Here is a 21910-nt window from a genome sequence, read left to right as displayed (position 1 = left end):
CTCATGAGCCCATGCCCGCAAACGACGCCTACCACCCCTACGAACCCCACCGCGACACCCGAAGGGTCACCCGGGACGGCGCCGGGGCAAACCGGGCAGCCCTGGCCCTCCATACCATCGCGGACATCGCCGCAGGATTTCTGGGCCTGTGGATCTTGCTTTATCTCCTTGAGGCGAACCAGGGAAATGTCTTCGTCGGATTTGTGCACGGCGTGGCCGACTGGCTGGCCGGCTGGTCCCAGGACATATTCACCATGGACGTCGAGGGCCTGCGCGTCGTCCTCAATTACGGCCTGCCCGCGGTGATTTATCTGCTGCTCGGCCACGGCATCGCCGCGCGGGTGCGCCGCATCTGACTCCCTTTCGGGGCCGGCACGACCTGCCGGTGAGGTCGGTGACCGCGACCGGCGCCCACAGCGGCTCCCGTACCTCCCGGCCGGGCACGGACCGGGAGGTACGGGAGCGGCACGAGCGGCCGCGAGGGCCCCGGTCAGGAGCCGACGTAGGCCGCGAGGTGCTCGCCGGTGAGGGTGGAGCGGGCGGCGACGAGGTCGGCCGGGGTGCCCTCGAAGACGATCCGGCCGCCGTCGTGACCGGCGCCCGGACCGAGGTCGACGATCCAGTCGGCGTGTGCCATGACCGCCTGGTGGTGCTCGACGACGATGACCGACTTGCCGGCGTCGACCAGCCGGTCGAGCAGGCCGAGCAGCTGCTCGACGTCGGCGAGGTGCAGGCCGGCGGTCGGCTCGTCGAGGACGTAGACGCCGCCCTTGTCGGCCATGTGCGTGGCCAGCTTGAGCCGCTGCCGCTCGCCGCCGGACAGCGTGGTGAGCGGCTGGCCGAGGGTGAGGTAGCCGAGCCCGACGTCCGCGAGCCGTTCGAGGATCCTGTGCGCGGCCGGGGTGCGCGCCTCGCCCGCGCCGAAGAACTCCTCGGCCTCGGTCACCGGCATCGCGAGCACCTCGCTGATGTCGCGGCCGCCGAGGTGGTACTCCAGCACCGAGGCGTCGAACCGCTTGCCCTCGCACTCCTCGCAGGTGGTGGCGACGCCGGCCATCATCGCCAGGTCGGTGTAGATGACGCCGGCGCCGTTGCACGTGGGGCAGGCGCCCTCGGAGTTGGCGCTGAACAGCGCCGGCTTGACGCCGTTGGCCTTCGCGAACGCCTTGCGGATCGGGTCGAGCAGCCCGGTGTACGTCGCCGGGTTGCTCCGCCTGGAGCCGCGGATCGGCGCCTGGTCCACCGACACCACACCCGCGCCGGCGGGGATCGAGCCGTGGATCAGCGAACTCTTGCCGGAGCCGGCCACGCCGGTGACGACGCACAGCACGCCGAGCGGGATGTCGACGTCGACGTCCCGGAGGTTGTGGGCGGTGGCGCCGCGGACCTCCAGCGTGCCGGTGGGCTTGCGCACCGACTCCTTGAGCGAGGCCCGGTCGTCGAGGTGGCGGCCGGTGACGGTATCGCCGGCCCGCAGCCCCGCGACGGTGCCCTCGAAGCAGACGGCGCCGCCCGCCGTACCGGCCCCCGGGCCGAGGTCCACGACGTGGTCGGCGATCGCGATCGTCTCCGGCTTGTGCTCCACGACCAGGACCGTGTTGCCCTTGTCCCGCAGCCGCAGCAGCAGGTCGTTCATCCGCTGCACGTCATGGGGGTGCAGGCCGATGGTGGGCTCGTCGAAGACGTAGGTGATGTCGGTGAGCGAGGAGCCGAGATGGCGGATCATCTTGACGCGCTGCGCCTCGCCGCCCGACAGGGTGCCCGACGGCCGGTCCAGCGAGAGATAGCCGAGGCCGATCTCCACGAACGAGTCGAGGGTCTCGCCCAGCGCCGTCAGCAGCGGCGCCACGGACGGCTCGTCGAGGCCGCGGATCCACTCGGCGAGGTCGCTGACCTGCAGCCGGCAGGCGTCGGCGATGCTGATCCCCTGGATCTTCGACGACCGGGCCGCCTCGCTCAGCCGGGTGCCGTCGCACTCGGGGCAGGTGGTGAAGGTGACCGCCCGGTCCACGAACTCCCGGATGTGCGGCTGCATCGCCTCCCGGTCCTTGGCGAGCATCGACTTCCTGACCCGGGGGATCAGCCCCTCGTAGGTCATGTTGATGCCCTCGATCTTCATCCTGGTCGGCTCGCGGTGCAGGAAGTCGTGCAGCTCCCTCTTGGTGTACTTGCAGATCGGTTTGTCCACGTCGAAGAACCCCGACCCGCTGTACAGCCGGAAGTTCCAGCCGCCGGGCTTGTAGCCGGGGACGCTGAGGGCGCCCTCGTTGAGCGACTTGGAGTCGTCGTAGAGCTGGGTGAGGTCGAGGTCGGAGACCGTGCCCCGGCCCTCGCAGCGCGGACACATGCCGCCGGTGCGGGAGTAGGTCGCCTTCACCGCCTTCGTGGTGCCGCGCTCGACGGTGATCGCACCGCTCGCCCGGACCGACGGGACGTTGAAGGCGTACGCGCCGGGCGAGCCGATGTGCGGCTTCCCGAGCCGGCTGAAGAGGATGCGCAGCATGGCGTTGGCGTCGGTGGCGGTGCCGACCGTGGAGCGGGGATCGCCCCCCATCCGCTGCTGGTCGACGGCGATCACGGTGGTCAGCCCGTCGAGGACGTCGACCTCGGGCCGCGCCAGGGTCGGCATGAAGCCCTGCACGAAGGCGCTGTACGTCTCGTTGATCAGCCGCTGCGACTCCGCGGCGATTGTGTCGAAGACCAGCGAACTCTTGCCGGATCCCGAGACACCGGTGAACACCGTCAGCCGGCGCTTCGGTATCTCGATGCTGACGTCCTTGAGGTTGTTCTCGCGCGCGCCGTGCACGCGGATCAGGTCGTGGCTGTCGGCGAGGTGCGGTGCAGGCGGCTGCGTGTCCGTCCCGGTGGCCCTGCTCATCTGTCTCCCTCTGTCACGCGGGCCGCCTGTGCGGTCTCCGTCGGCGTCGCCCGGCTCGATCAGGCCGGCTTCGGGCGGGATGTCCGGTTCTCCGTGGCCGGGCGGCGCGTTCCCCCCGTGCCCCTCCCCGGCCCCGCGCACCGGCAGAGTAGCCGCCGGTGCGCGGGAGCGGGCTCACTTTCCGCGGGGCTGGGTGAAGCGCAGCATGTTGCCGGAGGGATCACGGAACGCGCAGTCGCGGACGCCGTACGGCTGGTCTACGGGTTCCTGCAGCACCTCACCGCCCGCGGCCCGGATGCGCTCGAAGGTGGCGTCGACGTCGTCGCTCTGGAAGATGACGCCGCGCAGCAGGCCCTTCGCGAGCAGTTCCGCCATGGCCTGCCGGTCGGCGGCCGAGGCGTTCGGGTCCGCGAGGGGCGGTTCGAGGACGATGTTCACCTCGGGCTGGGACGGCGCGCCGACGGTCACCCAGCGCATCCCCTCGAAACCGACGTCGTTGCGCACCTCCAGGCCGAGCACGTCCCGGTAGAAGGCGAGCGCCTTGTCGTGGTCGTCGACGGCGATGAAGCACTGCGAAAGCTTGATGTCCATGCGCTTCACGCTACGGGCGGGGCGCGGCTTTCGCTTCTCCATTCCTGACCGGTCGCGTATGGATCTTGGCGATGCACGCCGGGATGGCGGCGCCGTCGTCGTGGGAGCGGGCCCGGTACGCGCTCGGGCTCTCGCCGACGAGCTCGGTGAACCGCGAGCTGAACGATCCCAGCGACGTACAGCCGACCTCGAAGCAGACCTCCGTCACCGTGAGGTCGCCACGCCGCAGCAGCGCCTTGGCCCGCTCGATCCGGCGCGTCATGAGGTAGCTGTAGGGCGTCTCTCCGTAGGCGGCGCGGAAGCTGCGGGAGAAATGGCCCGGCGACATGAGGGCGAAGCGCGCCAGCGCCGGCACGTCGAGCGGCTTCGCGTACTCGCGGTCCATCAGGTCACGGGCCCGGCGCAGCCGGACGAGGTCCTCCAACGACGTCACCCCCTCAGCTTCCCACGGCGCCGGCGGCAGCGGCGGCGCGGGACGGCTCTAGGCCGCCCTGGCCAGGCGTCGGTAGCTGCCCGGTGCCTGGCCGTACTCCCGCTTGAACGCCTTGGCGAAGGCGAACTCCGAGCCGTAGCCGCTGCGCGCGGCGACCGTGGTGAGCGGGGCGTCGCTCTCGCGCAGCAGCCGGGCGGCGGTGGTCATGCGCCAGCGCGTCAGATAGGCCATCGGCGGCTCGCCCACCAGTGCCGCGAACCGCCGGGCGAAGGCGGCGCGGGACAGTCCGGCCCGCTCGGCCAGCGACTCGACCGTCCACGGGGCCGCGGGGTCGGCGTGCACGGCCGACAGCGCGGGCGCCACGGCCGAGTCGCTCAGGGCCGCGGCCCAGCCCCGGGCATCGGCCGGCGGCTGATCGTCCAGCCAGGCCCGCAGGATGTAGAGGAGCAGCGAGTCGATCAGGGTGGGCACGATGCCGTCCGAGCCGATGCGCGGATTCTCCAGCTCGGAGCCGAGGAGCTGGACGGCGGCGCTCAGCTCCGGATGGCGGCCGTGCCGCGTCGACAGGTGGATCACCTCGGGCAGTTGGCGCACCAGCGGGTGCGGGCGGCCCTGGTCCAGGTGGTAGTTGCCGCACAGCAGGCTGGTCTCGGGCCCGTCCCCGCCGAGCGTGACCGAGCCGATCGGTGAACCGGGCCGGTACCGCTCGGCGTCGGGCTCCTCGGCCGGGGTGGAGGGCTGATCGGCGAGGATGTGCCCCCGGCCGTCCCGCAGGAAGACGACGTCCCCCGGGCTCAGCGGTATCGGCTTCAGATGCGGCGGCGCGTCGTCGAGGGGCAGCAGCCAGCAGGTGCCGTACAGCACCACGTGGAACCCGGCGCCCGCGACCGGCGGCAGCCGCAGGCCCCAGGGGGCGCGGCCGTTGGTCCGTACGGACGCCGGGTGCCCCGTGCGCATCGAGGCCAGCGCCTCCGTGAGGATGTCCATCCGACCTCGCCCTCCCTGGTGTCTCCCGCCGCGGCCCGTCGCGCCCCTCGTGGCCCGTCGCGTCAGACCGTCAGCACAATCTTGCCCTGTACGTGTCCCGCGCCGACCAGCTCATGCGCCTTACCGGCCTCCGCCAGCGGGAACGTCCGCTCGACGTACGGGCGGATCCGGCCCGCGTCGACCAGCCCGGCGATCTCTTCGAGCGCGGCGTAATCCGGCTCGACCGAGACACCGGCGAAGCGCCGCCCGGCCGCCTCGACGCGCGCCGCGAGCTCCGGGTCGCCGTGCTCCAGGATGCTGATGAGTACCCCGCCGGGACGCAGCACGCCGAGCGAGAGGTCGCCCTGGGCCGTGGAGTCGAGGACCACGTCGGCGTCCTTGACGGCCTTGGTGAAGTCGGTGGTCCGGTAGTCGATGATTTCGTCGGCGCCGAGGCCGCGGACGAAATCGTGCCGGGCCGCGCCGGCGACGGCGATCACATGGGCGCCGCGCGCCTTGGCGATCTGCACCGCGAAGTGCCCGACGCCACCGGCCGCCCGCTGGATCAGCACCCGGTCACCCTCCTTGACGCCCGCCGCCTGCACCAGGCCCTGCCAGGCCGTGAGCGCCGCGAGCGGAAGGGCGGCGGCGTGCACGTGGTCGAGCGAGGCGGGCTTGCGGGCCACCTGGCGGGACGGCACGGCGACGTACTCGGCGTACCCGGTCGCGGCGCGGGGGAAGAACGGCATCCCGTACACCTCGTCGCCCACCGCGAACCGGGCGCCGGGCCCGGCCTCCTCGACCACCCCGGAGATGTCCCAGCCCACCCCGAACGGCGGCTCGCCGAGCAGCGGGAAGGCCCCGGACCTGACGGCCACGTCCACCGGGTTGACCGCGCTGGCGTGGACCTTGACGAGAACCTCCCCGGACAGCGGCCGCGGCCGCTCGGTCTCCACGACCTCCAGGACCTCGGGACCGCCGAAGGACTTCTGGATGACTGCGCGCACGGTAACTCTCCCTGAATAGCGGCCGGTTGCTGCTGCCCCGACTCGGTGTGCTGTGTGGTGCCCTGCTTGATGTCCCCACCGTAGAGAGCGTCAACGATCCGCAGAATGGCCTTCCGTCTCGTCTGCATGTCCCAGCGTCTCGCGGGGAGATACGTGGGGGCATGGGAGCGGCGGAGGGCGAGGGCGGGCGGCGGCCCATGGGGGCAGACCGAGACGACGACGCGGCGCTGCTGCGCGCGGTGGCCCGCGGCGACCAGACGGCTGGCTGCCCGCGGTCGCGTATCCCGGGGCACGCCCCTCGGACGCCGGTGACTGACGCCGGAAAAAAGGTTGGCGCCGTCGTTGAGGGCTGGTCTAAGGTCGGCGGTGTTCCGGGCAGCCAACGGCTGTCTGCGTCGCCGTCGAGGAATGCGGGAGGTGAGTACTGATGACTGTCTTTGCGAAGGGCGTTGCCCGCATCCAGGAGTTCATCAATGTCACCCCCGTGGTCTCCGGCTGACTCGACTTCTCTGTTCTTTTCCGCGCCGTGTGCGCGTGGCCGGGGCTGCTCTTTCCCGAAGGGTTCATCCCGTTGTTCGACCTCGATTTCATTGCTGCGCATCCGCTGTCCGCCTACGGCTGGGACGACGGGTTCGCGGAGAGTTTCACCCCCTTTGCCGAGCAGGGGTTCGTGCCCGGCCGTGTCGTCCGGGTGGATCGCGGACGGGTGGATGCCGTGGTGCCCGAAGGCGACGGCATCCGGACGGTGTTGGCGGACACCGCGCTGGTCGCGACCCGCGATCCGATGCGGGTGCCGTGCACCGGGGACTGGGCCGTCATCGACCTGGAGAACGGGTTGACCGGCGACCATCTCGACGGTGTGGTGCGGGCGTTGCTGCCGCGGCGTACGTCGTTCCTGCGCTCGACGTCCTCGAAGCGTTCGGAGGGCCAGATCCTCGCGGCCAACGTCGATCACGCGGTGATCGCGGTCTCGCTGGCCGAGGTGCTGGACCTGGGACGTATCGAGCGGTTCGTCTCGCTGGCCTGGGAGAGCGGGGCGCAGCCGCTGGTGGTGCTGACCAAGGCGGATCTGGCCGGGGAACCCGCCGGGTTGGCGCACCTGGTCGCCGATGCCGAGTCCGCGGCTCCCGGGGTGCCGGTGCTCGCGGTCAGTTCGACGACCGGTGCCGGGCTCGATGTGCTGGCCGCCGTGCTCGCCGGCGGGACGTCCGTGCTCCTGGGGCGGTCCGGCGCGGGCAAGTCCACCCTGGCGAACTCGCTGGTCGGCGCGAACGTGCAGGTCGTCCAGGCGATCCGGGACCGGGACGGCAAGGGGCGGCACACCACGACCACCCGGGATCTGCACGCGCTGCCGGGCGGCGGGGTGCTGATCGACACGCCGGGGCTGCGCGGCGTCGGGATGTGGGACGCGGAGGGCGGGCTGGCCCGGACCTTCTCGGACGTCGAGGCGCTGGCCGAGGAGTGCCGCTTCCACGACTGCGCGCACGGGACGGAGCCCGGCTGTGCGGTGCAAGAGGCCGTGGACTGCGGGGAGTTGCCCGTACGGCGGCTGGAGAGCTACCGGAAGCTGCTGCGCGAGAACCAGCGGATCGTGGCGAAGACGGACGCCCGGGTGCGCGCCGAGATCCGACGGGACTGGCGGCAGAAGCAGGCACTCGGCCGGCACATGATGGAGCGGAAGCGGGGGCGGGGGTGGCAGGGGTGAGTTGATCACCGGCGCCGTATATACGGGGGCGCTCCGCCGGGGCGCCCCCGTGAGGGTGAGGTCCGAATTCCGCCAGTCGGAGTGCCGGGCACGGCGCAGACTGGACGCATGAAGGACGACGACGCCAGATACGAAGCGGTGAGCAGCCGGGACGCGCGGTTCGACGGCGAGTTCTTCTTCGCGGTCGTGACGACCGGGATCTACTGCCGGCCGAGCTGCCCGGCGGTCACTCCCAAGCGGGTGAACGTCCGGTTCTTCGTGTCCGCCGCGGCCGCGCAGGCGGCCGGGTTCCGGGCCTGCCGGCGGTGCCGGCCCGACGCGGTACCGGGTTCCGCGGAGTGGAACGTACGGGCCGACCTGGTCGGCCGGGCGATGCGGTTCATCGGGGACGGCGTGATCGACCGGGAGGGCGTCGGCGGGCTCGCGCGGCGGCTGGGGTACAGCGCGCGGCAGGTGCAGCGGCAGCTCACGGCGGAGCTCGGCGCCGGACCGGTGGCACTGGCGCGGGCCCGCCGCGCGCACACCGCCCGGGTCCTGCTGCAGACCACGGACCTGCCGGTCACCGAGCTGGCGTTCGCGGCGGGATTCGCCAGCATCCGGCAGTTCAACGACACGATGCGGGAGATCTACGCGGGGACGCCCAGCGAACTGCGGGCCGCGGCCGCCGGACGCCGGGGCCGGGCCGCTGCCCCGGCGCGGGGAGCCGGCGGAGGGAGCCGTTCCGCGCCCGGCGGGATCGCGCTGCGGCTCGCCTACCGCGGACCGTACGCGACGGCCGAGATCTTCGACTTCCTGCAGGTGCGGGCCGTACCCGGCGTCGAGGAGGTGCGTGGCGGCCGCGGCGCCCGGACCTACCGCCGTACGCTCCGGCTCACCTACGGCGGCGGGATCGCCGAGGTCGACGAGCCCACGGGGCCGCGCACCCGGAAACGGCCGCCCGCCGGCCTGGTGTGCCCGGCCGCGCGCCGCGGGGCGGACGGCGGCTGGCTGGAGTGCCGGCTGCGCCTGACCGACCTGCGGGACCTGTCGACGGCCGTGCAGCGGATGCGCCGCCTGTTCGACCTCGATGCCGACCCGTACGCCGTCGCCGAGCGGCTCGGCGCGGACCCCCTGCTCGGACCGCTGGTGGCGGAACGCCCGGGGCTGCGCTCGCCCGGCGCCGCGGACCCCGAGGAGCTGGCCGTGCGCATCGTGCTGGGCGGGCCGCCGGAGCGCGCCGCCGAGCTGGTCCGCGCGTACGGCAAGCCGCTGGACGCGGTGGACGGCGGCCTGACCCACCTCTTTCCCACGCCCGGTGAGCTGACCGGCGAGGAGCTCGCGGAGCCGGTGCGGACGCTGTGCACCGCCCTCGCGGACGGCGCGGTCGTGCTGGACGCGGGCGCCGACCGGTACGCCGCCGAGCAGGCGCTGGCCGCGCTGCCCGGGGTCGGCGCGGAGGCGGCCGCGTACATCAGGATGCGCGCGCTGGGGGATCCGGACGTCGGTGAAGGCGGCGTCCTCGGGGCCGGGGGCCCGGTGGGGGAGCGGGCGGTGGCCGGCGGGTGGCGGCCGTGGGGCGCCTATGCCGTGCACCATCTGTGGAACGCGGGGCTGCTCCCGGCGGGGGAGCTGCCGGCGGGGCGGCCGTCGGGGTCTGCCGGGGAGCTGCCCGGGAGGGCGGAGGGGGTCGGGAGGGGGCGGGAGACCGCTCCGGCCGCGGTCCCCGTCCCGGTCGGCTGACCGTCCGGCGCCGGCCGGGGCCTCGCCGCGCGGCGCCCCGGCGGTGAGCGCCTGCCGCCCGCGCCCCTGTCGTCAGCCCGCCAGCAGGACCCCCGCCCAGGCCCCCACCACCAGCAGGCAGGAGAACAGCTCGATCAGCACGCTCAGGCCGATGGTGCGCATGACGGTACGGGTCGAGGCCCAGGCATCGCCGTGGCTGCCGAGCCGGGCCCGTTCCAGGGCGTACAGGCCGCCGACCGCGCCGAGCGGTCCCCCGATGACCGGGAGCAGGAAGAAGCCGACGATGCCGGCCGCGCCCGCCAGGAACAGCGTGCGGTACGGCGCCCCGGAAGCCCGCAGGTCGCGGGCGGGCAGCAGCCACTTCAGCACCTGGTTGAGGAGCAGCAGCGCGGTGGCCCCCATGAGGACCGTCCAGGCCGGGGCGGACTTGTCGGTCACCGCCCACCACAGCACGGCGGCCCACACCAGCAGCGGACCGGGGATGCCGGGTACCAGCACGCCGAACAGCCCGAGCAGCATGACCAGGCCGACCGCGACCAGCTGCCAGGAACTCATGCTCGGGCCTCACTCCCGGCGGGCGTAGGCCCCGTGACGGCTCGTGGGCTGCGCACGTTCATGGCCCAAGAGTGCCGGAAGCGGCCCGGACGCGCTTGCCGGCCGGGCCGCAGGAGGGGCAGCCGGCGGCTCCGTGCCCCGGCGGCCCGCCCGTCGTGGGCGGGTGCGCACCCCGCCGTCTCCCCGGCGCCCGGCCGGGCAGGCGGCACCGGCGTTCCGGCCACCCGCGGCCCCGGCGGCCGGGGGCCGCTGCCCACGGACACCGCCGGATGCCCCCGGTCCCGCCGCCTGCCCGGGCCTGCCGGTGACCCCCGGCAATGCGTCAACAGTCCCTAATCGATGGCGAGTTGCCCCGTGCCGCCCGACGGCTCGGCCTCCTCCGCGGTGCGGGGCGGCGGCGCGGGAGGCTCGTGCGCGCCCTGTTTGGACGGCGACCGGCCAGGAAAAATGCCCGCCATGAGCGAGCAGGGAGCACGGCGCGGCCAAGAGGACGACTGGTGGCGGCAGTTGTACGGCGAGGACGGCACGGGCGGCGCGGGCGACGGGCCGGGCGCCGGCGGCGGGGGAGCGGCCGGTGACGCCCCGGGATCCGGCGTCGCACCCGCTGCCGGCGCGCCGACCGGTGCCGGACCTGCCGACGCCGGACCGGCGGAGGCGTCGGACACCCTCGACGAGCGGGTCGCCTCGGTGCTGCGGACGGTGGGGCCGCCGGGCTGGGGATACCGGCCCCCGCCCCCGCCCCCGCCGCAGCCGCAGCCGACGCCGCAGCCGACGCCGGCGGACGCGCCCGACCGTGCCACCCCCTCCGGGGACGCCCCCGACCGTGCCACCCCCTCCGGGGGCGCCCCGCCCGAGGGGACGCCGTCACGGCCCGCATCCGAACGCCCCGCCCCGCCCGAGGAGGCGCCGACGGGCCCCGTACCGCCCGGTGAGCCACCCACCAGGCGTGTCCCGCCGCCCCCGCCGCCCTCCGAGCCGATCCCCCTCAAGGCCACCGGCCCGGGGACACGTCAGCGCGACGCCGCCCCGAGCGCGCCCCCGCCGGCCGTCTCGTACATCGGTGACCGGCCGCCCACCTACGAGGCCGAGCCGGCCGCGCTGCCCGCCGCCGACCCGGCCGCGCTCGACGAGCTGGTGCCGGACACCGCGCTGGAGGGCGCCCAGTACGGCTCGCTGACCCTCCGGGCCGCCTCCCAGCGCGGCGACTCCGCCCGCTACCGCGGCGAGGTGCGCCGCGACGCGCTGCTCACCGCCCGCTTCGGTACCGGCCGGAACGCGTTGATCCTGGTCGCGGTGGCCACCGGGCGGCCGGCCGTCGAGGGCGCCCACCGCGCCGCGCGCGACGCCTGCGGCTGGATCGGCGGCGCGGTCGGCCGCGGTTGCACCCAACTGGCGGAGGACATCCGCGCGGACCGTCGCGGCGAGCTGAAAGCCGGTCTGCAGCGGCTCACCGACCGCAGCTACGGCAAGCTGCGCGCCCGGGCCCTGGAGCGCGGCGCCCCGCCGGAGCAGTACACGGCGGCGCTGCGCTGCCTGCTGCTGCCCGCCGACCCGGACTGCCGGACCCGGGTGTTCTTCGGCGTCGGCGCGGGCGGCCTGTTCCGGCTGCGCGACGGCGCCTGGACCGACCTGGATCCGGTCGCGACCGACCACGGCGCCGCCGCCCCCGACCCCGATCCCGCCCCCGACGACCCGGCCCGCACCGGCCCCGGACTGCCGTCCGGCCCCGGTGCGGCGGAGTACCCGGTGCGCCCGGAGCCGTTCCTCTTCCACGCGGCGTTCGCCCGGCCGGGTGACGCCCTGCTGCTGTGCAGCGCCGGGCTCGCCGAACCCCTGCGGCAGGAGCCGGCCTTCGCCGCCCATCTGGCCGACCGGTGGTCCACCCCCGAGCCGCCGGGCCTGGTCCCGTTCCTCGCCACCGCGCAACTGCGCGCCAAGGGGCACGCCAGGGACCGCACGGCCGTCGCGGTGTGGGAGGCGTAGCGCCGGGCGCACGCGGGGCCGGGAGGGGGCGCGCCCCGGAGGCGGGCCCCGGCGGCCCGTGGGTTCATGGGAGGGCGGCCAGAGGACCCGTCAGCGGGCAGCCGCCCCACCCGTCGAAGGAGCGAGCGCGACATGGCGAAGCAGACCGTGGCCGAGCAGTTCGTGGACATCCTGGTGCGGGCGGGGGTGCAGCGGCTCTACGGGGTCGTCGGGGACAGCCTGAACCCGGTCGTCGACGCGGTGCGCCGAACCTCGGGGATCGACTGGATCCAGGTCCGGCACGAGGAGGTCGCCGGCTTCGCGGCCGGGGCGGAGGCCCAGCTCACCGGCAGGCTCGCGGCCTGTGCCGGCTCCTGCGGGCCGGGCAACCTCCACCTCATCAACGGACTGTACGACGCCCACCGCTCGATGGCCCCGGTCCTCGCCCTCGCCTCCCACATCCCCTCCAGCGAGATCGGCACCAACTACTTCCAGGAGACCCACCCCGACCGGCTGTTCGCCGAGTGCAGCCACTACAGCGAACTGATCTCCAGCACCCGGCAGATGCCGCGGGTGCTGCAGACGGCGATCCAGCACGCCATCGGCCAGAGCGGGGTCGCGGTCGTCTCGCTGCCCGGTGACATCGCCGCCGAGCAGGCCCCCGAGCGGACGATCGAACACGCGCTGGTCACCTCCCGGCCCTCGGTACGCCCCGGCGACGCGGAGATCGACAAGCTGGCCCGGATGGTCGACGGGGCCGGCAAGGTCACGCTGTTCTGCGGCAGCGGCACGGCCGGCGCACACGCCGAGGTGATGGAGTTCGCCGAGCGGGTCAAGGCCCCGGTCGGGCACGCGCTGCGCGGCAAGGAGTGGATCCAGTACGACAACCCCTACGACGTCGGCATGAGCGGACTGCTCGGCTACGGCGCCGCCTACGAAGCCACCCACGAGTGCGACCTGCTGATCCTGCTCGGCACGGACTTCCCCTACAACGCGTTCCTGCCCGACGACGTCAAGATCGTCCAGGTCGATGTCCGGCCCGAACACCTGGGGCGGCGCACCAAGCTCGACCTCGCGGTCTGGGGCGACGTGCGCGAGACGCTGCGCTCCTTGATCCCCAGGGTGCGGGAGAAGACCAGCCGCAAGTTCCTGGACCGGATGCTGAAGAAGCACGCGGACGCCCTGGAGGGGGTGGTCAAGGCGTACACCCGCAACGTGGAGAAGCACACGCCGATCCACCCGGAGTACGTCGCCGCCATCCTGGACGAGGAGGCCGCGGACGACGCCGTCTTCACCGTCGACACCGGCATGTGCAACGTGTGGGCGGCCCGCTACCTCAGCCCCAACGGCCGCCGCAGGGTGATCGGTTCGTTCAGCCACGGCTCGATGGCGAACGCGCTGCCGCAGGCGATCGGCGCCCAGTTCATCGACCGCCGCCGCCAGGTCGTCTCGATGTCCGGCGACGGCGGATTCAGCATGCTGATGGGCGACTTCCTCACCCTCGTCCAGTACGACCTGCCGGTGAAGGTGGTGCTGTTCAACAACTCCGCGCTGAGCATGGTCGAGCTGGAGATGCTGGTCTCCGGCCTCCCGTCGTACGGCACCACCTACCGCAACCCCGACTTCGCCGCCATCGCCCGCGCGGCCGGCGCGCACGGCATCCGCGTGGAGAAGCCCAAGCAGCTCCGCAGCGCCCTGCGCGACGCCTTCAAGCACAAGGGCCCGGCGCTGGTCGACGTCGTGACCGACCCCAACGCGCTGTCCATCCCGCCGAAGATCAGCGCGGAGATGGTGTCCGGCTTCGCGCTGTCGGCGGGAAAGATCGTGCTGGACGGCGGGGTGGGACGGATGCTGCAGATGGCGCGGTCCAACCTGCGCAACGTGCCCCGGAGGTGAGGGCGCGGACGGCAGCGGCTCCCGCCGGCGGGCCGCCCCGCGGACGACGGGAGCCCGGCGCCGCTACCCGCCGTGCCGCTGGGGCCGCAGCCGGAGCGTCAGGATCTGGAACGGGCGCAGTTCGAGGGCGACGTCCGAGGTCGGCCCTTCCTCCTCCTCGTGCAACGGGCGCTCCAACAGATCCGTCACGGTGACCCGTTCGACGGGGAAGCCCGGGGACAGCGTGCCCGACGCCCGGCCGCCCCGGGACTCGTACAGCCGGACCACCACATCGCCGCTGCGGTCCTCGGCGAGCTTCACCGACTCGACGGTGATCGCCGGCTGGTCGACGCGGATCAGCGGCGCGACGGGCCCTGCGGACGCGGCCGTCCGCAGCGGGAGGTTCAGCGCCAGGCCCTCGGCGACCGCGTCGCCCACCTCCGCGCCCGGCAGCAGCGCACAGGTGAAGCGGTGGTGTCCCTGGTCGGTCTCGGGGTCGGGGCTGTGCGGGGCGCGCAGCAGGGTCAGCCGGGCGGTGGTGCCCAGGCCCCGCGGGTGCGGGGTGCGGCTGACGTCGTGGCCGTAGGTCGAGTCGTTGAGGAGGGCGACGCCGTAACCGGGCTCGGCGAGGCGCAGCCATCGGTGGGCGCAGATCTCGAAACGGGCGGCGTCCCAGCTGGTGTTGGTGTGGGTGGGGCGGTGCAGATGCCCGAACTGGATCTCGGCGGTGGACCGTTCGGCGTGGACGTCCAGCGGGAACGCGGCCTTGAGGACCTTCTCCGACTCGTGCCAGTCGATGTCGGTGGTGATGTCGAGGCGACGGGAGCCCGCCCGCAGGGTCAGCTCCTGGGTGACCCGCGACGCGCCGAACGCCCTGGTCACCCGCACGGTCGCGGACAGCGGCCCGGACGGCAGCAGCTCGACGGACTCGGCGTCGGTCAGGTCCGTGTGCCGGCGGAGGTAGTGCCGGTCGAGGTCCCAGGCGTCGTACCGGGTGGGGTGGTCGGGGTGCAGCTGGAGCAGATTGCCGCGGGAGCCGGGCGCCAGGACCTCCCGCCCCGCGTGCAGATCGCGTACGGAGGCCAGCAGGCCGTCGGCGTCGATCCGGACGCGGAGCAGCCCGTTGTCGAGGGTGACGGTGCCCTCCCGCCGCTCGCTGCTCGTCCGTACGGGCGCGGGCGGCGGCGTGGCGGAGTCCGGTGCGGGAGGCCGGACGGTGGCCGAGCCCAGGGCGGGGACGCGGACGGGGGCCGGGCGCCCGCCGGGCAGCTCGACGACCTCGTCCCGGTCGTAGGGCGAGGCGTTGAACACGGTCGGTGCGCCGGCGTTCGGGCCGGGTCCGGCCGCGCCCAGCGCCGCGATCGCCGCCTCGACGATCTCCGTCAGCTCGGCCGCCACCGCCGCATACGTCTCGCGCGCCTCCCGGTGCACCCAGGCGATGGACGAGCCCGGGAGGATGTCGTGGAACTGGTGCAGCAGCACGGTCTTCCACAGCCGGTCCAGCGCCTCGTACGGATACCGGTACGGTCCGTCGGGGCCCGAGCGCACCGCCGCCGTCGCGGCCCACAACTCGGCCTCCCGCAGCAGGTGTTCGCTGCGCCGGTTGCCCTGTTTGGTCTTCGCCTGCGAGGTGTACGTCCCACGGTGGAACTGGAGGTACAGCTCGCCCGACCAGACCGGTGCCGCCGCCCCGTACTCCTCGTGGGCGGCCTCGAAGAAGCGGGCCGGCGGCTCGATCGTGACGCGCGGGGAACCCTCCAGGGAGCGCAGCCTGCGGGCCCGCTCCAGCATCTCGCGGGTCGGCCCACCGCCGCCGTCGCCCCAGCCGAACGGCACCAGCGAGCGGGTGGCGCGGCCCTTCTCGGCGAAGTTCCGTTCCGCGTGGGCCAGTTCACCGGCGTGGAACCGGGCGTTGTAGGTGTCGACCGGCGGGAAGTGGGTGAACACCCGGGTGCCGTCGATGCCCTCCCACCAGAAGGTGTGGTGCGGCATCCGGTCGGACTGGTTCCACGACAGCTTCTGGGTCAGGAACCACTTCGCACCGGCGAGCCGGGCCAGCTGCGGGAAGGCGGCGGTATAGCCGAAGGAGTCCGGCAGCCAGATCTCCTCGGTCTCCACCCCCAGCTCCTCCAGGAAGAACCGCTTGCCGTGCACGAGTTGCCGGGCCAGCGCCTCCCCGCCCGGCATGTTCGCGTCCGACTCCACCCACATCGAGCCGACCGGCGCCCAGGTGCCCTCCCGTACGGCCGCCTTGATGCGCTCCCAGATGTGCGGCTGGTGGTCCTTGACCCAGGCGTACTGCTGCGCCTGGGAGCAGGCGAACACCAACTCCGGGTATTCCTCGGCGAGTTGTGTGACGTTGGCGAAGGTGCGGGAGGCTTTGCGCACCGTTTCGCGCAGCGGCCACAGCCAGGCGGAGTCGATGTGCGCGTGCCCGGTGGCCGAGACGCGGTGGGCGCCGGCGGCGGCCGGGCGGCTCAGCGCATCGGCCAGCGCGGCCCGTCCGGCCGCCGCCGTGCCGCCGACGTCGTGCAGGTCCAGCGCGTCCAGCATGTCCTCCAGGGCCCGCAGGATCTCGTGCCGGCGGGCGCGGTCGGCGGGCAGCTCGTGCATCAGTTCCGAGAGCACCTCGATGTCGAGGACGAGATGCCAGACCTCCTCGTCGAGGACGGCCAGGTCCGCCGAGGCGAAGCGGTACAGCGGGTGGTCCGGCGCGGTGCGGATGTCACCGAGGTCGGTGGGGCGGAAGTCGCGCAGCACCGCGGGGTTGGCGGCGGCCTCCAGCAGCAGCCGCACCTCCTCGCCGCCGCGCGCCGGGGCGGCGACCGGCACATGCCGGTTGCGGGGGTGGATGCCCTTGAGGGGGACCCCGTCGGCGTCGTACACCAGGCCCTCCGCCTGGAAGCCGGGACCGTCACCGCTGAAGCCGGGGTCGATGACGGCCTCCACCCGCCGCCCCGCCCAGTCCTCCGGTACCTCGCCCGCCAACCGGAACCAGCTCGTGGACCAGGGCGGCCCCCACGCTTCACCGGCCCGGAACGGCTCGTACGCGGCCCGGAGCGCCTCGTCCACCGGCCTCGCTCCGCCGGTTCCCGCCGCCGGGCTCCCGGCTCCGTCCGGACCGGGAGGAGCGCCCTGCGCGGGGGAGCCCCCGGTGCCGGGCGCCTGCCGGACGGCGAGCCGCAGCGGCACCCGCGCCGCGTACTGCGCGGGCCGGATGAACTGTTCCAGCGCCCGCTCCAGGCGCCCTTCCACCAGCAGTCGGTCGTCGTGCACAGCGGCTCCTCACAGGGACGGGGTCGCGTCCGGGGCCCGGCCGGGGACGGTGGCCGGCTCGGATCAGACATACCCACCGGGGCCGGGCCCGGCCCCCACGGCGCGCGGGGGAGCGGAAGTCGGCCGACCTGCGGGCGGAAGCATGGCGACTGATCCGATGGGCATGCTGACCGTGAGGCTGTTCGAGACCGGACGCCGAGGTTCATGGGGGCGGGGGAGAGAATGCGTCAGCCTGTGCGGCGCGAGGGACGGGACAGACCACAGGATGCGGACGGACCGGGCCGGGGCGGGGGGACCGCGGCGCGGGCACCGGGCGTGCTGGAGCGCCGGGTGCGTCAGGCGGATCTACGCGCGGTCGGCGAGGTGCGCCGGGAGTTGCGGCAGTTATTGAGCCGCTGGTCGGCAGCGGTCGACGGCGAGCTCGCCGAGGTGGCGACCCTGCTGACCAGTGAACTGGTGACCAACGCGCTGGTGCACGCGGAGGGCGGTGCGATGGTCACGGCCCGGGTCGGCGACCGGCTGCGGGTGGAGGTGCGGGACTGTGACACCGGACGTCCGGAGGTGCAGGCGCCGACGACGGACGGGACCTCCGGGCGGGGGCTGATGCTGGTGCGTGCGCTGGCCGACGCCTGGGGCATACGCACCGACGGGTTCGGCAAATGCGTGTGGTTCGAGCTGGGCGGCGGACCGGCCTGACCGGAAACGGGGGGTGTGGGCCGGCGCGGTCCGCCACCTGTCAGCCGAATTGCCGTTCGATCTCGGCGAGTTTCTCCTCCAGGGAGTCCAGACGGGGCAGCGTCTGGGTGTCGTCCTCGGCGGTGAGGTCCACGGTCCGCCGGGGGGCGGCCGAGGCGTCGAAGGGATCGGTCTCAGCGCCCGATACGGCCTTCAGGGCCGGGCGGGAGCGCACGGGCAGGTCTCCGGTGAGCAGCGGCACCGACTCGCCGGCTATGGCGGGGTCCGGGCCGGGCACGTCCCCCGCGCCGGCCGCGGCCGGGGTCATCGCCAGCTGCCGGCCGCCGCCGCGGCCCCAGGAGCGGTGCTGCCGGTTGATGGCCTTGATGCGGGCCCGGTCGAGCTTGCCCTGCTCCCGCCTGCGCAGCCGGTTCTGCTCGCGCTCACGCCGGTCCTCACGGACCTCCTCGACCGCCTCGTCCAGCGTCCGTACGCCCTCCAGCAGCATCAGCGACCAGGCCGCGAAGGTCTCGCGGGGCGCGCGCAGCCAGCGCACGATCCGGATCTGCGGCAGCGGACGCGGCACCAGACCCTGTTCGCGCAGGGCCGCCCGGCGGGTCTGCTTCAGCGCCCGGTCGAAGAGGACCGCGGCGGACAGCGACATGCCGGCGAAGAACTGCGGCGCGCCCGCGTGGTCCAGGCCGCGCGGTGCGTGCACCCAGTTGAACCACGCCGCGGCGCCCGCGAACGTCCACACCAGCATCCGCGAGCCGAGCGCGGCGTCGCCGTGGCTGGCCTCCCGTACGGCCAGTACGGAGCAGAACATCGCCGCGCCGTCGAGGCCGAAGGGCACCAGGTATTCCCAGCCCCCGGAGAGGCCGAGGTTCTGCACGCCGAAGCCGACCAGCCCGTGGAAGGACAGCGCGGCGGCGACCGCGGCACAGCAGAAGAGCAGCAGATAGGAGGCGGAGGCGAAGACCGCCTCCTTGCGGCGCCGGCGCTCCTCGCTGCGCTCCCAGGAGTCCTCGCCGCCGGCCTTCGCGGCGGCGCGTCTGCCGCGCACCACCAGCGCCGCGGCGACCGTCACGGCGCCGAGCGACAGCACGCCGGGAACGAGCCAGTCCAGCGATATGTCCGTCGTTCTCATGGTGGGGGTCCCTTGCCTCGGATACGCGATTTCGCGCGACATCCTGGCGGAATCCACCCCCGGCCCAGGGGGTTTCGAGGCAAGAGAACGCCAAGGAGGTCCAGGGACCGGCAGATAGCGCGTGTCGTATCGAACTGCCTTGCCGAGGGCGGGAGTCGAGTTCGAATATGACGACTCGAACGGGTGGTGTGCGGGTCAGCTGGTTGCGGTGAGACGCGTGATGCGATCCGCGTCGCAGGTGCGCGGGCAGGTGACGCAGGTGTCCTCGGGGCGCAGCGTGTAGAACATGCAGCAGCTGGCGCGGTCGCGGGTCGGCAGCGCCTCGCCGCGCGGACCGGTCAGGGTCCGGAACGCGGCGCTGCCCACGTACGGCGCGGTGGCGCCCGGCAGCAGCCGCTCCAGCTCGGCCACCGCGCGCGGCTCCTCGCCCAGCAGATGGCCCAGGTACCAGAGCCCCTCGACGATCTCGTCGGTCGCCATACCCCACAGGGCCCGCGGGCCGCGCCGCATCCGGGAGCGGAACCCGTCCAGCACCGGCCGGAGGTGCCCGGCCACCGCGGACCGCACCTCCGCGCGCAGCGCCTCCTCGTCCGCCACGACCCGGGCGCCGGGCAGCCCCGCCGCCGGATCGTCGGGCAGGCACGCGAACGCGTCGATGCGCACCGCCATCCGGCCCAGCTCGCGCTGGAAGGAGACGTTCCCGACGGGCAGGTACGGGACCCGGCGGTGCAGGAACCACGGGATGGTGATCAGCAGGCACGCGGGCCAGGCGTAGCGGTGCAGGGCGAAGCTGGCCGTCACATCGGGCCGGGCGCGCTGCCCGTAGTCCCGCAGGATCTGCGCGTCGTCCCAGGCGAGGAAGGCGTCGAGCGCCTCGCCGCCGGCCGCGAGCGCGGCGGCCGTGACCCAGCCGTCGCCCGCCGGCGGCGCCTCGCCCCAGGTGGTCACCCGCAGACCGGGGAACGCCGCGGAGAGCCGGGCGTAGGCGTCGGCGACGGGGTGGGCGACGGGCGGGGCGGCGAGGGCAGAAGTCATGCGGGAGACCACCGAATCGCGATCGTTAGCAGGTAAGCCTTACCTTATCCGAAGACTGTACCCGCGCCCGCCGAGAGCCAGTCCTGACCGCCCGCGGGCCGTCCGGAAACCGCGCTCGGTTTGAACTGCGGCCCGGGCCGCCTATGGTGCTGGGAACGTCAGAAGGGACCGTCATGGAGCAGGGCACCGCGGAACAGCAGCCGCGCACCCGGGCCTGGGTGCCCGCGCAGGCCGGCCCCGCCGTGCCCCGCCGGCACTCCGTCCGCGGCCAGGTGCTCACCGCGCTGCGCCGCGCCCTGATCGGCGGCGAGCTGCTCCCCGGCGAGGTCTACTCCGCCCCCGCGCTCGCCGAGCGCTACGGCGTCTCCGCGACCCCGGTCCGCGAGGCCATGCAGCAGCTGGCGGGCGAGGGCGCCGTCGAGGTCGTACCGAACCGCGGCTTCCGGGTCGCCGAGCGCGGTGCCCGTGACCTCGCCGAGCTGGCCGAGGTCCGCACCATGCTGGAGGTGCCCGCCATCGTCCGGCTGGCCCGGGCGCTGCCTCCGGAGCGCTGGGAGGAGCTGCGCCCGCTGGCCGCCGAGGGCGTCGAGGCCGCCGCCCGCGGGGACCGGGCCGGCTACGCCGAGGCCGACCACGGTTTCCACCGGGCGGTGATGTCGCTCACCGGGAACCGTCGGCTCACCGAGGTCACCGGCGATCTGCTGCGCCGGGTCCACTGGTCGGCCGCCGGCGGCTCCCGGCTGCGTACGGCCGAGCTGCTGGCCGACGCCTCCGAGCACACGGCGCTGCTCGACGCCCTGATCGCCCAGGAGTACGCGGTGGCCGAGCGGATCGCCCGCGAGCACGTCTCGGTGGCGCGCCACCCGCACTGACGCGCTCAGCCCGGCAGCAGGCCCACCAGGGGGAGCGCCGCGACATCGGCGGCGGGCCGGGAGACGTACAGATCGGCGTGGTAGAAACCGTCGGCCTCTTTGCCCGTGACCGACAGACCGCGCGTGGCCAGTGCCTCCAGGGCCGCCCGCCGCTCGGTGCCGTCCACGAACCGCCGCTGGCGGAACGTACGGGTGGTGACCTTCTCCGTCACCAGGCCGGCCCGCGCCAGCAGCGCGGAAATCGGCCGGTAGGACACCTCGCGCAGCACGAACGCGGCGACCCAGGGTGGCGTGGACATCCCCTCGACGAGGCGGCCGAAGGTCCGTGCGGTGATGTAGCCGACGCCGCCGGTGACGGTGATCAGATCGGTGTCCGCCAGCGTGCGGCGCAACGCCGGACTCGGCTCGTCGAGCTCCAGGTTCTCCGAGAAGCCGCCGTCGAGCAGACCGACCGCCCGCGCGTACTCGACCGCCTGCCCGGCCGCGTCGAGGCCGGTCACCCGGAAGGCTTCGGCGTGCCGCCGGGTGGCGAAGAACGTGCGGTCCTCGGTGCGGAGTTGATCAGGTGTCGGGGTCTCGGCGCGGTGGTCGGTATAGCGGGCGTAGAGGTCGGTGAGGGACAGTCGATGGTTGAGCAGTGCCGCGTTCACCCCGTATGAGCAGCACAGATCGACGACGTTCAGGGGACGGTGGGCACCGCGGTGCCGCTGCAGGGTCTCGGCCACGGCGCGGAAGACCGCCTGGCCGTGGTGCGGAATCTGGTACTCCAGGGGTTGCAGGGTGGTGAAGTACCGACGGGGATCAGGGCAGTTGTAGATCGCCTCGAAATCTGCCTTGCCCCAGTCGGTCGTCGTGGTCGTCCTGGTCACTGCTGCTGCCATGGATCGCCTCCTGACAGGCTGTGCGAATGGGAGGGCCCAGCTGGTCCCGGACCAGCATCGTGTCCCCACCGCCGCGTCACAGTGCGACTTGCGGCCATTCTCGGGGCCTGTGGGGCGTCGGGAGGTGCAAGGGGGGTGCACCTACCCCAGGGCCTTGGCCCATGGTCCCACCTCCCGGTTCGCCCGGCGCGTCGAAGCCCGGGCGAGGTGGCAACCGTCGTGCCCCGGCCGATCCGCCGCGAGGGACGTCGAAATCCGGCCATTCGTCGCCTCGCCCCGCATGGCTGACTACGGGGGGTTGACAGCACCAGCGGGATCGGGGCACGTACGGAA

The 21910-nt window shown here is 73.8% G+C and carries 17 protein-coding genes; 7 read left to right on the top strand and 10 right to left on the bottom strand.

The features are described 5' to 3' along the window. The first annotated feature begins 11 nt into the window (after positions 1-11). Positions 12-356: a hypothetical protein gene (locus tag SL103_RS25460; protein WP_069571266.1), complete on the top strand. Its 345-nt coding sequence runs from the start codon at positions 12-14 to the stop codon at positions 354-356. A gap of 134 nt (positions 357-490) precedes the next feature. Here the strand turns inward: SL103_RS25460 and SL103_RS25455 are convergent, their stop codons facing one another. From SL103_RS25455 to SL103_RS25435, 5 genes are all read right to left on the bottom strand, one after another. Next, positions 491-2878, bottom strand: coding sequence for an ATP-binding cassette domain-containing protein (locus SL103_RS25455; protein ID WP_069571265.1), 2388 nt, complete (start codon positions 2876-2878; stop codon positions 491-493). 174 nt (positions 2879-3052) lie between these two features. Continuing rightward, positions 3053-3469, bottom strand: a complete 417-nt coding sequence (locus tag SL103_RS25450; RefSeq protein ID WP_208869952.1) for a VOC family protein — start codon at positions 3467-3469, stop codon at positions 3053-3055. 10 nt (positions 3470-3479) lie between these two features. After that, positions 3480-3854 carry a helix-turn-helix transcriptional regulator gene (locus tag SL103_RS25445; protein WP_069574095.1) on the bottom strand — a complete coding sequence of 125 codons (375 nt, stop codon included), beginning with the start codon at positions 3852-3854 and terminating at the stop codon, positions 3480-3482. 96 nt (positions 3855-3950) lie between these two features. Then, a complete protein-coding gene (locus SL103_RS25440; protein WP_069571263.1) occupies positions 3951-4889 on the bottom strand; it encodes an AraC family transcriptional regulator in 939 nt (312 codons plus the stop codon). A 62-nt stretch (positions 4890-4951) separates the two neighbouring features. Then, positions 4952-5875, bottom strand: a complete 924-nt coding sequence (locus SL103_RS25435; protein WP_069571262.1) for an NADP-dependent oxidoreductase — start codon at positions 5873-5875, stop codon at positions 4952-4954. Positions 5876-6446: 571 nt separating this feature from the next. Between SL103_RS25435 and rsgA the strand changes: the two genes are divergently transcribed. Then, on the top strand, positions 6447-7580 hold the full coding sequence (rsgA, locus tag SL103_RS25430) for a ribosome small subunit-dependent GTPase A (protein WP_069571261.1): 1134 nt from the start codon (positions 6447-6449) through the stop codon (positions 7578-7580). Between the two features lie 108 nt (positions 7581-7688). Continuing rightward, the gene (locus SL103_RS25425) at positions 7689-9299 is read left to right on the top strand and encodes a DNA-3-methyladenine glycosylase 2 family protein (protein ID WP_079145968.1); all 1611 of its coding nucleotides are present in this window, start codon (positions 7689-7691) and stop codon (positions 9297-9299) included. Between the two features lie 72 nt (positions 9300-9371). Here the strand turns inward: SL103_RS25425 and SL103_RS25420 are convergent, their stop codons facing one another. Continuing rightward, entirely contained in the window at positions 9372-9854 is a 483-nt protein-coding gene (locus SL103_RS25420; RefSeq protein WP_069571260.1) for a DUF456 domain-containing protein, read from the bottom strand. Between the two features lie 456 nt (positions 9855-10310). On the opposite strand from SL103_RS25420, the gene SL103_RS25415 reads away from it, so the two are divergent. Next, positions 10311-11837, top strand: coding sequence for a protein phosphatase 2C domain-containing protein (locus tag SL103_RS25415; protein WP_069571259.1), 1527 nt, complete (start codon positions 10311-10313; stop codon positions 11835-11837). Between the two features lie 132 nt (positions 11838-11969). Beyond that, on the top strand, positions 11970-13712 hold the full coding sequence (locus tag SL103_RS25410; RefSeq protein ID WP_069571258.1) for a pyruvate dehydrogenase: 1743 nt from the start codon (positions 11970-11972) through the stop codon (positions 13710-13712). Between the two features lie 63 nt (positions 13713-13775). Here the strand turns inward: SL103_RS25410 and SL103_RS25405 are convergent, their stop codons facing one another. Then, on the bottom strand, positions 13776-16967 hold the full coding sequence (locus SL103_RS25405) for an alpha-mannosidase (RefSeq protein WP_069571257.1): 3192 nt from the start codon (positions 16965-16967) through the stop codon (positions 13776-13778). Between the two features lie 330 nt (positions 16968-17297). On the opposite strand from SL103_RS25405, the gene SL103_RS25400 reads away from it, so the two are divergent. Further along, the gene (locus SL103_RS25400; RefSeq protein ID WP_244304035.1) at positions 17298-17663 is read left to right on the top strand and encodes an ATP-binding protein; all 366 of its coding nucleotides are present in this window, start codon (positions 17298-17300) and stop codon (positions 17661-17663) included. Between the two features lie 40 nt (positions 17664-17703). Here the strand turns inward: SL103_RS25400 and SL103_RS25395 are convergent, their stop codons facing one another. Both SL103_RS25395 and SL103_RS25390 read right to left on the bottom strand, forming a co-directional pair. Next, complete coding sequence (locus SL103_RS25395; protein ID WP_069571256.1) at positions 17704-18789, bottom strand: DUF2637 domain-containing protein; 1086 nt, start codon at positions 18787-18789, stop codon at positions 17704-17706. 195 nt (positions 18790-18984) lie between these two features. Next, positions 18985-19824 (bottom strand): (2Fe-2S)-binding protein, encoded by an 840-nt coding sequence (locus SL103_RS25390; protein WP_069574092.1) that lies wholly within the window; start codon positions 19822-19824, stop codon positions 18985-18987. 173 nt (positions 19825-19997) lie between these two features. On the opposite strand from SL103_RS25390, the gene SL103_RS25385 reads away from it, so the two are divergent. Next, on the top strand, positions 19998-20696 hold the full coding sequence (locus SL103_RS25385) for a GntR family transcriptional regulator (RefSeq protein ID WP_069571255.1): 699 nt from the start codon (positions 19998-20000) through the stop codon (positions 20694-20696). A gap of 5 nt (positions 20697-20701) precedes the next feature. Here SL103_RS25385 and SL103_RS25380 read toward each other — a convergent pair whose 3' ends face one another. After that, a complete protein-coding gene (locus SL103_RS25380) occupies positions 20702-21577 on the bottom strand; it encodes a hypothetical protein (RefSeq protein ID WP_069571254.1) in 876 nt (291 codons plus the stop codon). Positions 21578-21910: the final 333 nt, after the last annotated feature.

The organism is Streptomyces lydicus (genome assembly GCF_001729485.1).
Taxonomy (GTDB): Bacteria; Actinomycetota; Actinomycetes; order Streptomycetales; family Streptomycetaceae; genus Streptomyces; species Streptomyces lydicus_D.
The sequence above is the reverse complement of the archived record's forward strand: the minus strand, read 5'-3'. Positions and strand labels throughout refer to the sequence as shown.

Coding starts and splice junctions, on each gene's coding strand:
- SL103_RS25460 (WP_069571266.1), top strand. CDS start 12: ATGCCCGCAAACGACGCCTACCACCCCTACGAACCCCACCGCGACACC.
- SL103_RS25425 (WP_079145968.1), top strand. CDS start 7,689: ATGAAGGACGACGACGCCAGATACGAAGCGGTGAGCAGCCGGGACGCG.
- SL103_RS25390 (WP_069574092.1), bottom strand. CDS start 19,824: ATGACTTCTGCCCTCGCCGCCCCGCCCGTCGCCCACCCCGTCGCCGAC.
- SL103_RS25455 (WP_069571265.1), bottom strand. CDS start 2,878: ATGAGCAGGGCCACCGGGACGGACACGCAGCCGCCTGCACCGCACCTC.
- SL103_RS25385 (WP_069571255.1), top strand. CDS start 19,998: ATGGAGCAGGGCACCGCGGAACAGCAGCCGCGCACCCGGGCCTGGGTG.
- SL103_RS25415 (WP_069571259.1), top strand. CDS start 10,311: ATGAGCGAGCAGGGAGCACGGCGCGGCCAAGAGGACGACTGGTGGCGG.
- SL103_RS25450 (WP_208869952.1), bottom strand. CDS start 3,469: ATGGACATCAAGCTTTCGCAGTGCTTCATCGCCGTCGACGACCACGAC.
- SL103_RS25445 (WP_069574095.1), bottom strand. CDS start 3,854: ATGGACCGCGAGTACGCGAAGCCGCTCGACGTGCCGGCGCTGGCGCGC.
- SL103_RS25420 (WP_069571260.1), bottom strand. CDS start 9,854: ATGAGTTCCTGGCAGCTGGTCGCGGTCGGCCTGGTCATGCTGCTCGGG.
- SL103_RS25410 (WP_069571258.1), top strand. CDS start 11,970: ATGGCGAAGCAGACCGTGGCCGAGCAGTTCGTGGACATCCTGGTGCGG.
- SL103_RS25380 (WP_069571254.1), bottom strand. CDS start 21,577: ATGGCAGCAGCAGTGACCAGGACGACCACGACGACCGACTGGGGCAAG.
- SL103_RS25440 (WP_069571263.1), bottom strand. CDS start 4,889: ATGGACATCCTCACGGAGGCGCTGGCCTCGATGCGCACGGGGCACCCG.
- SL103_RS25395 (WP_069571256.1), bottom strand. CDS start 18,789: ATGAGAACGACGGACATATCGCTGGACTGGCTCGTTCCCGGCGTGCTG.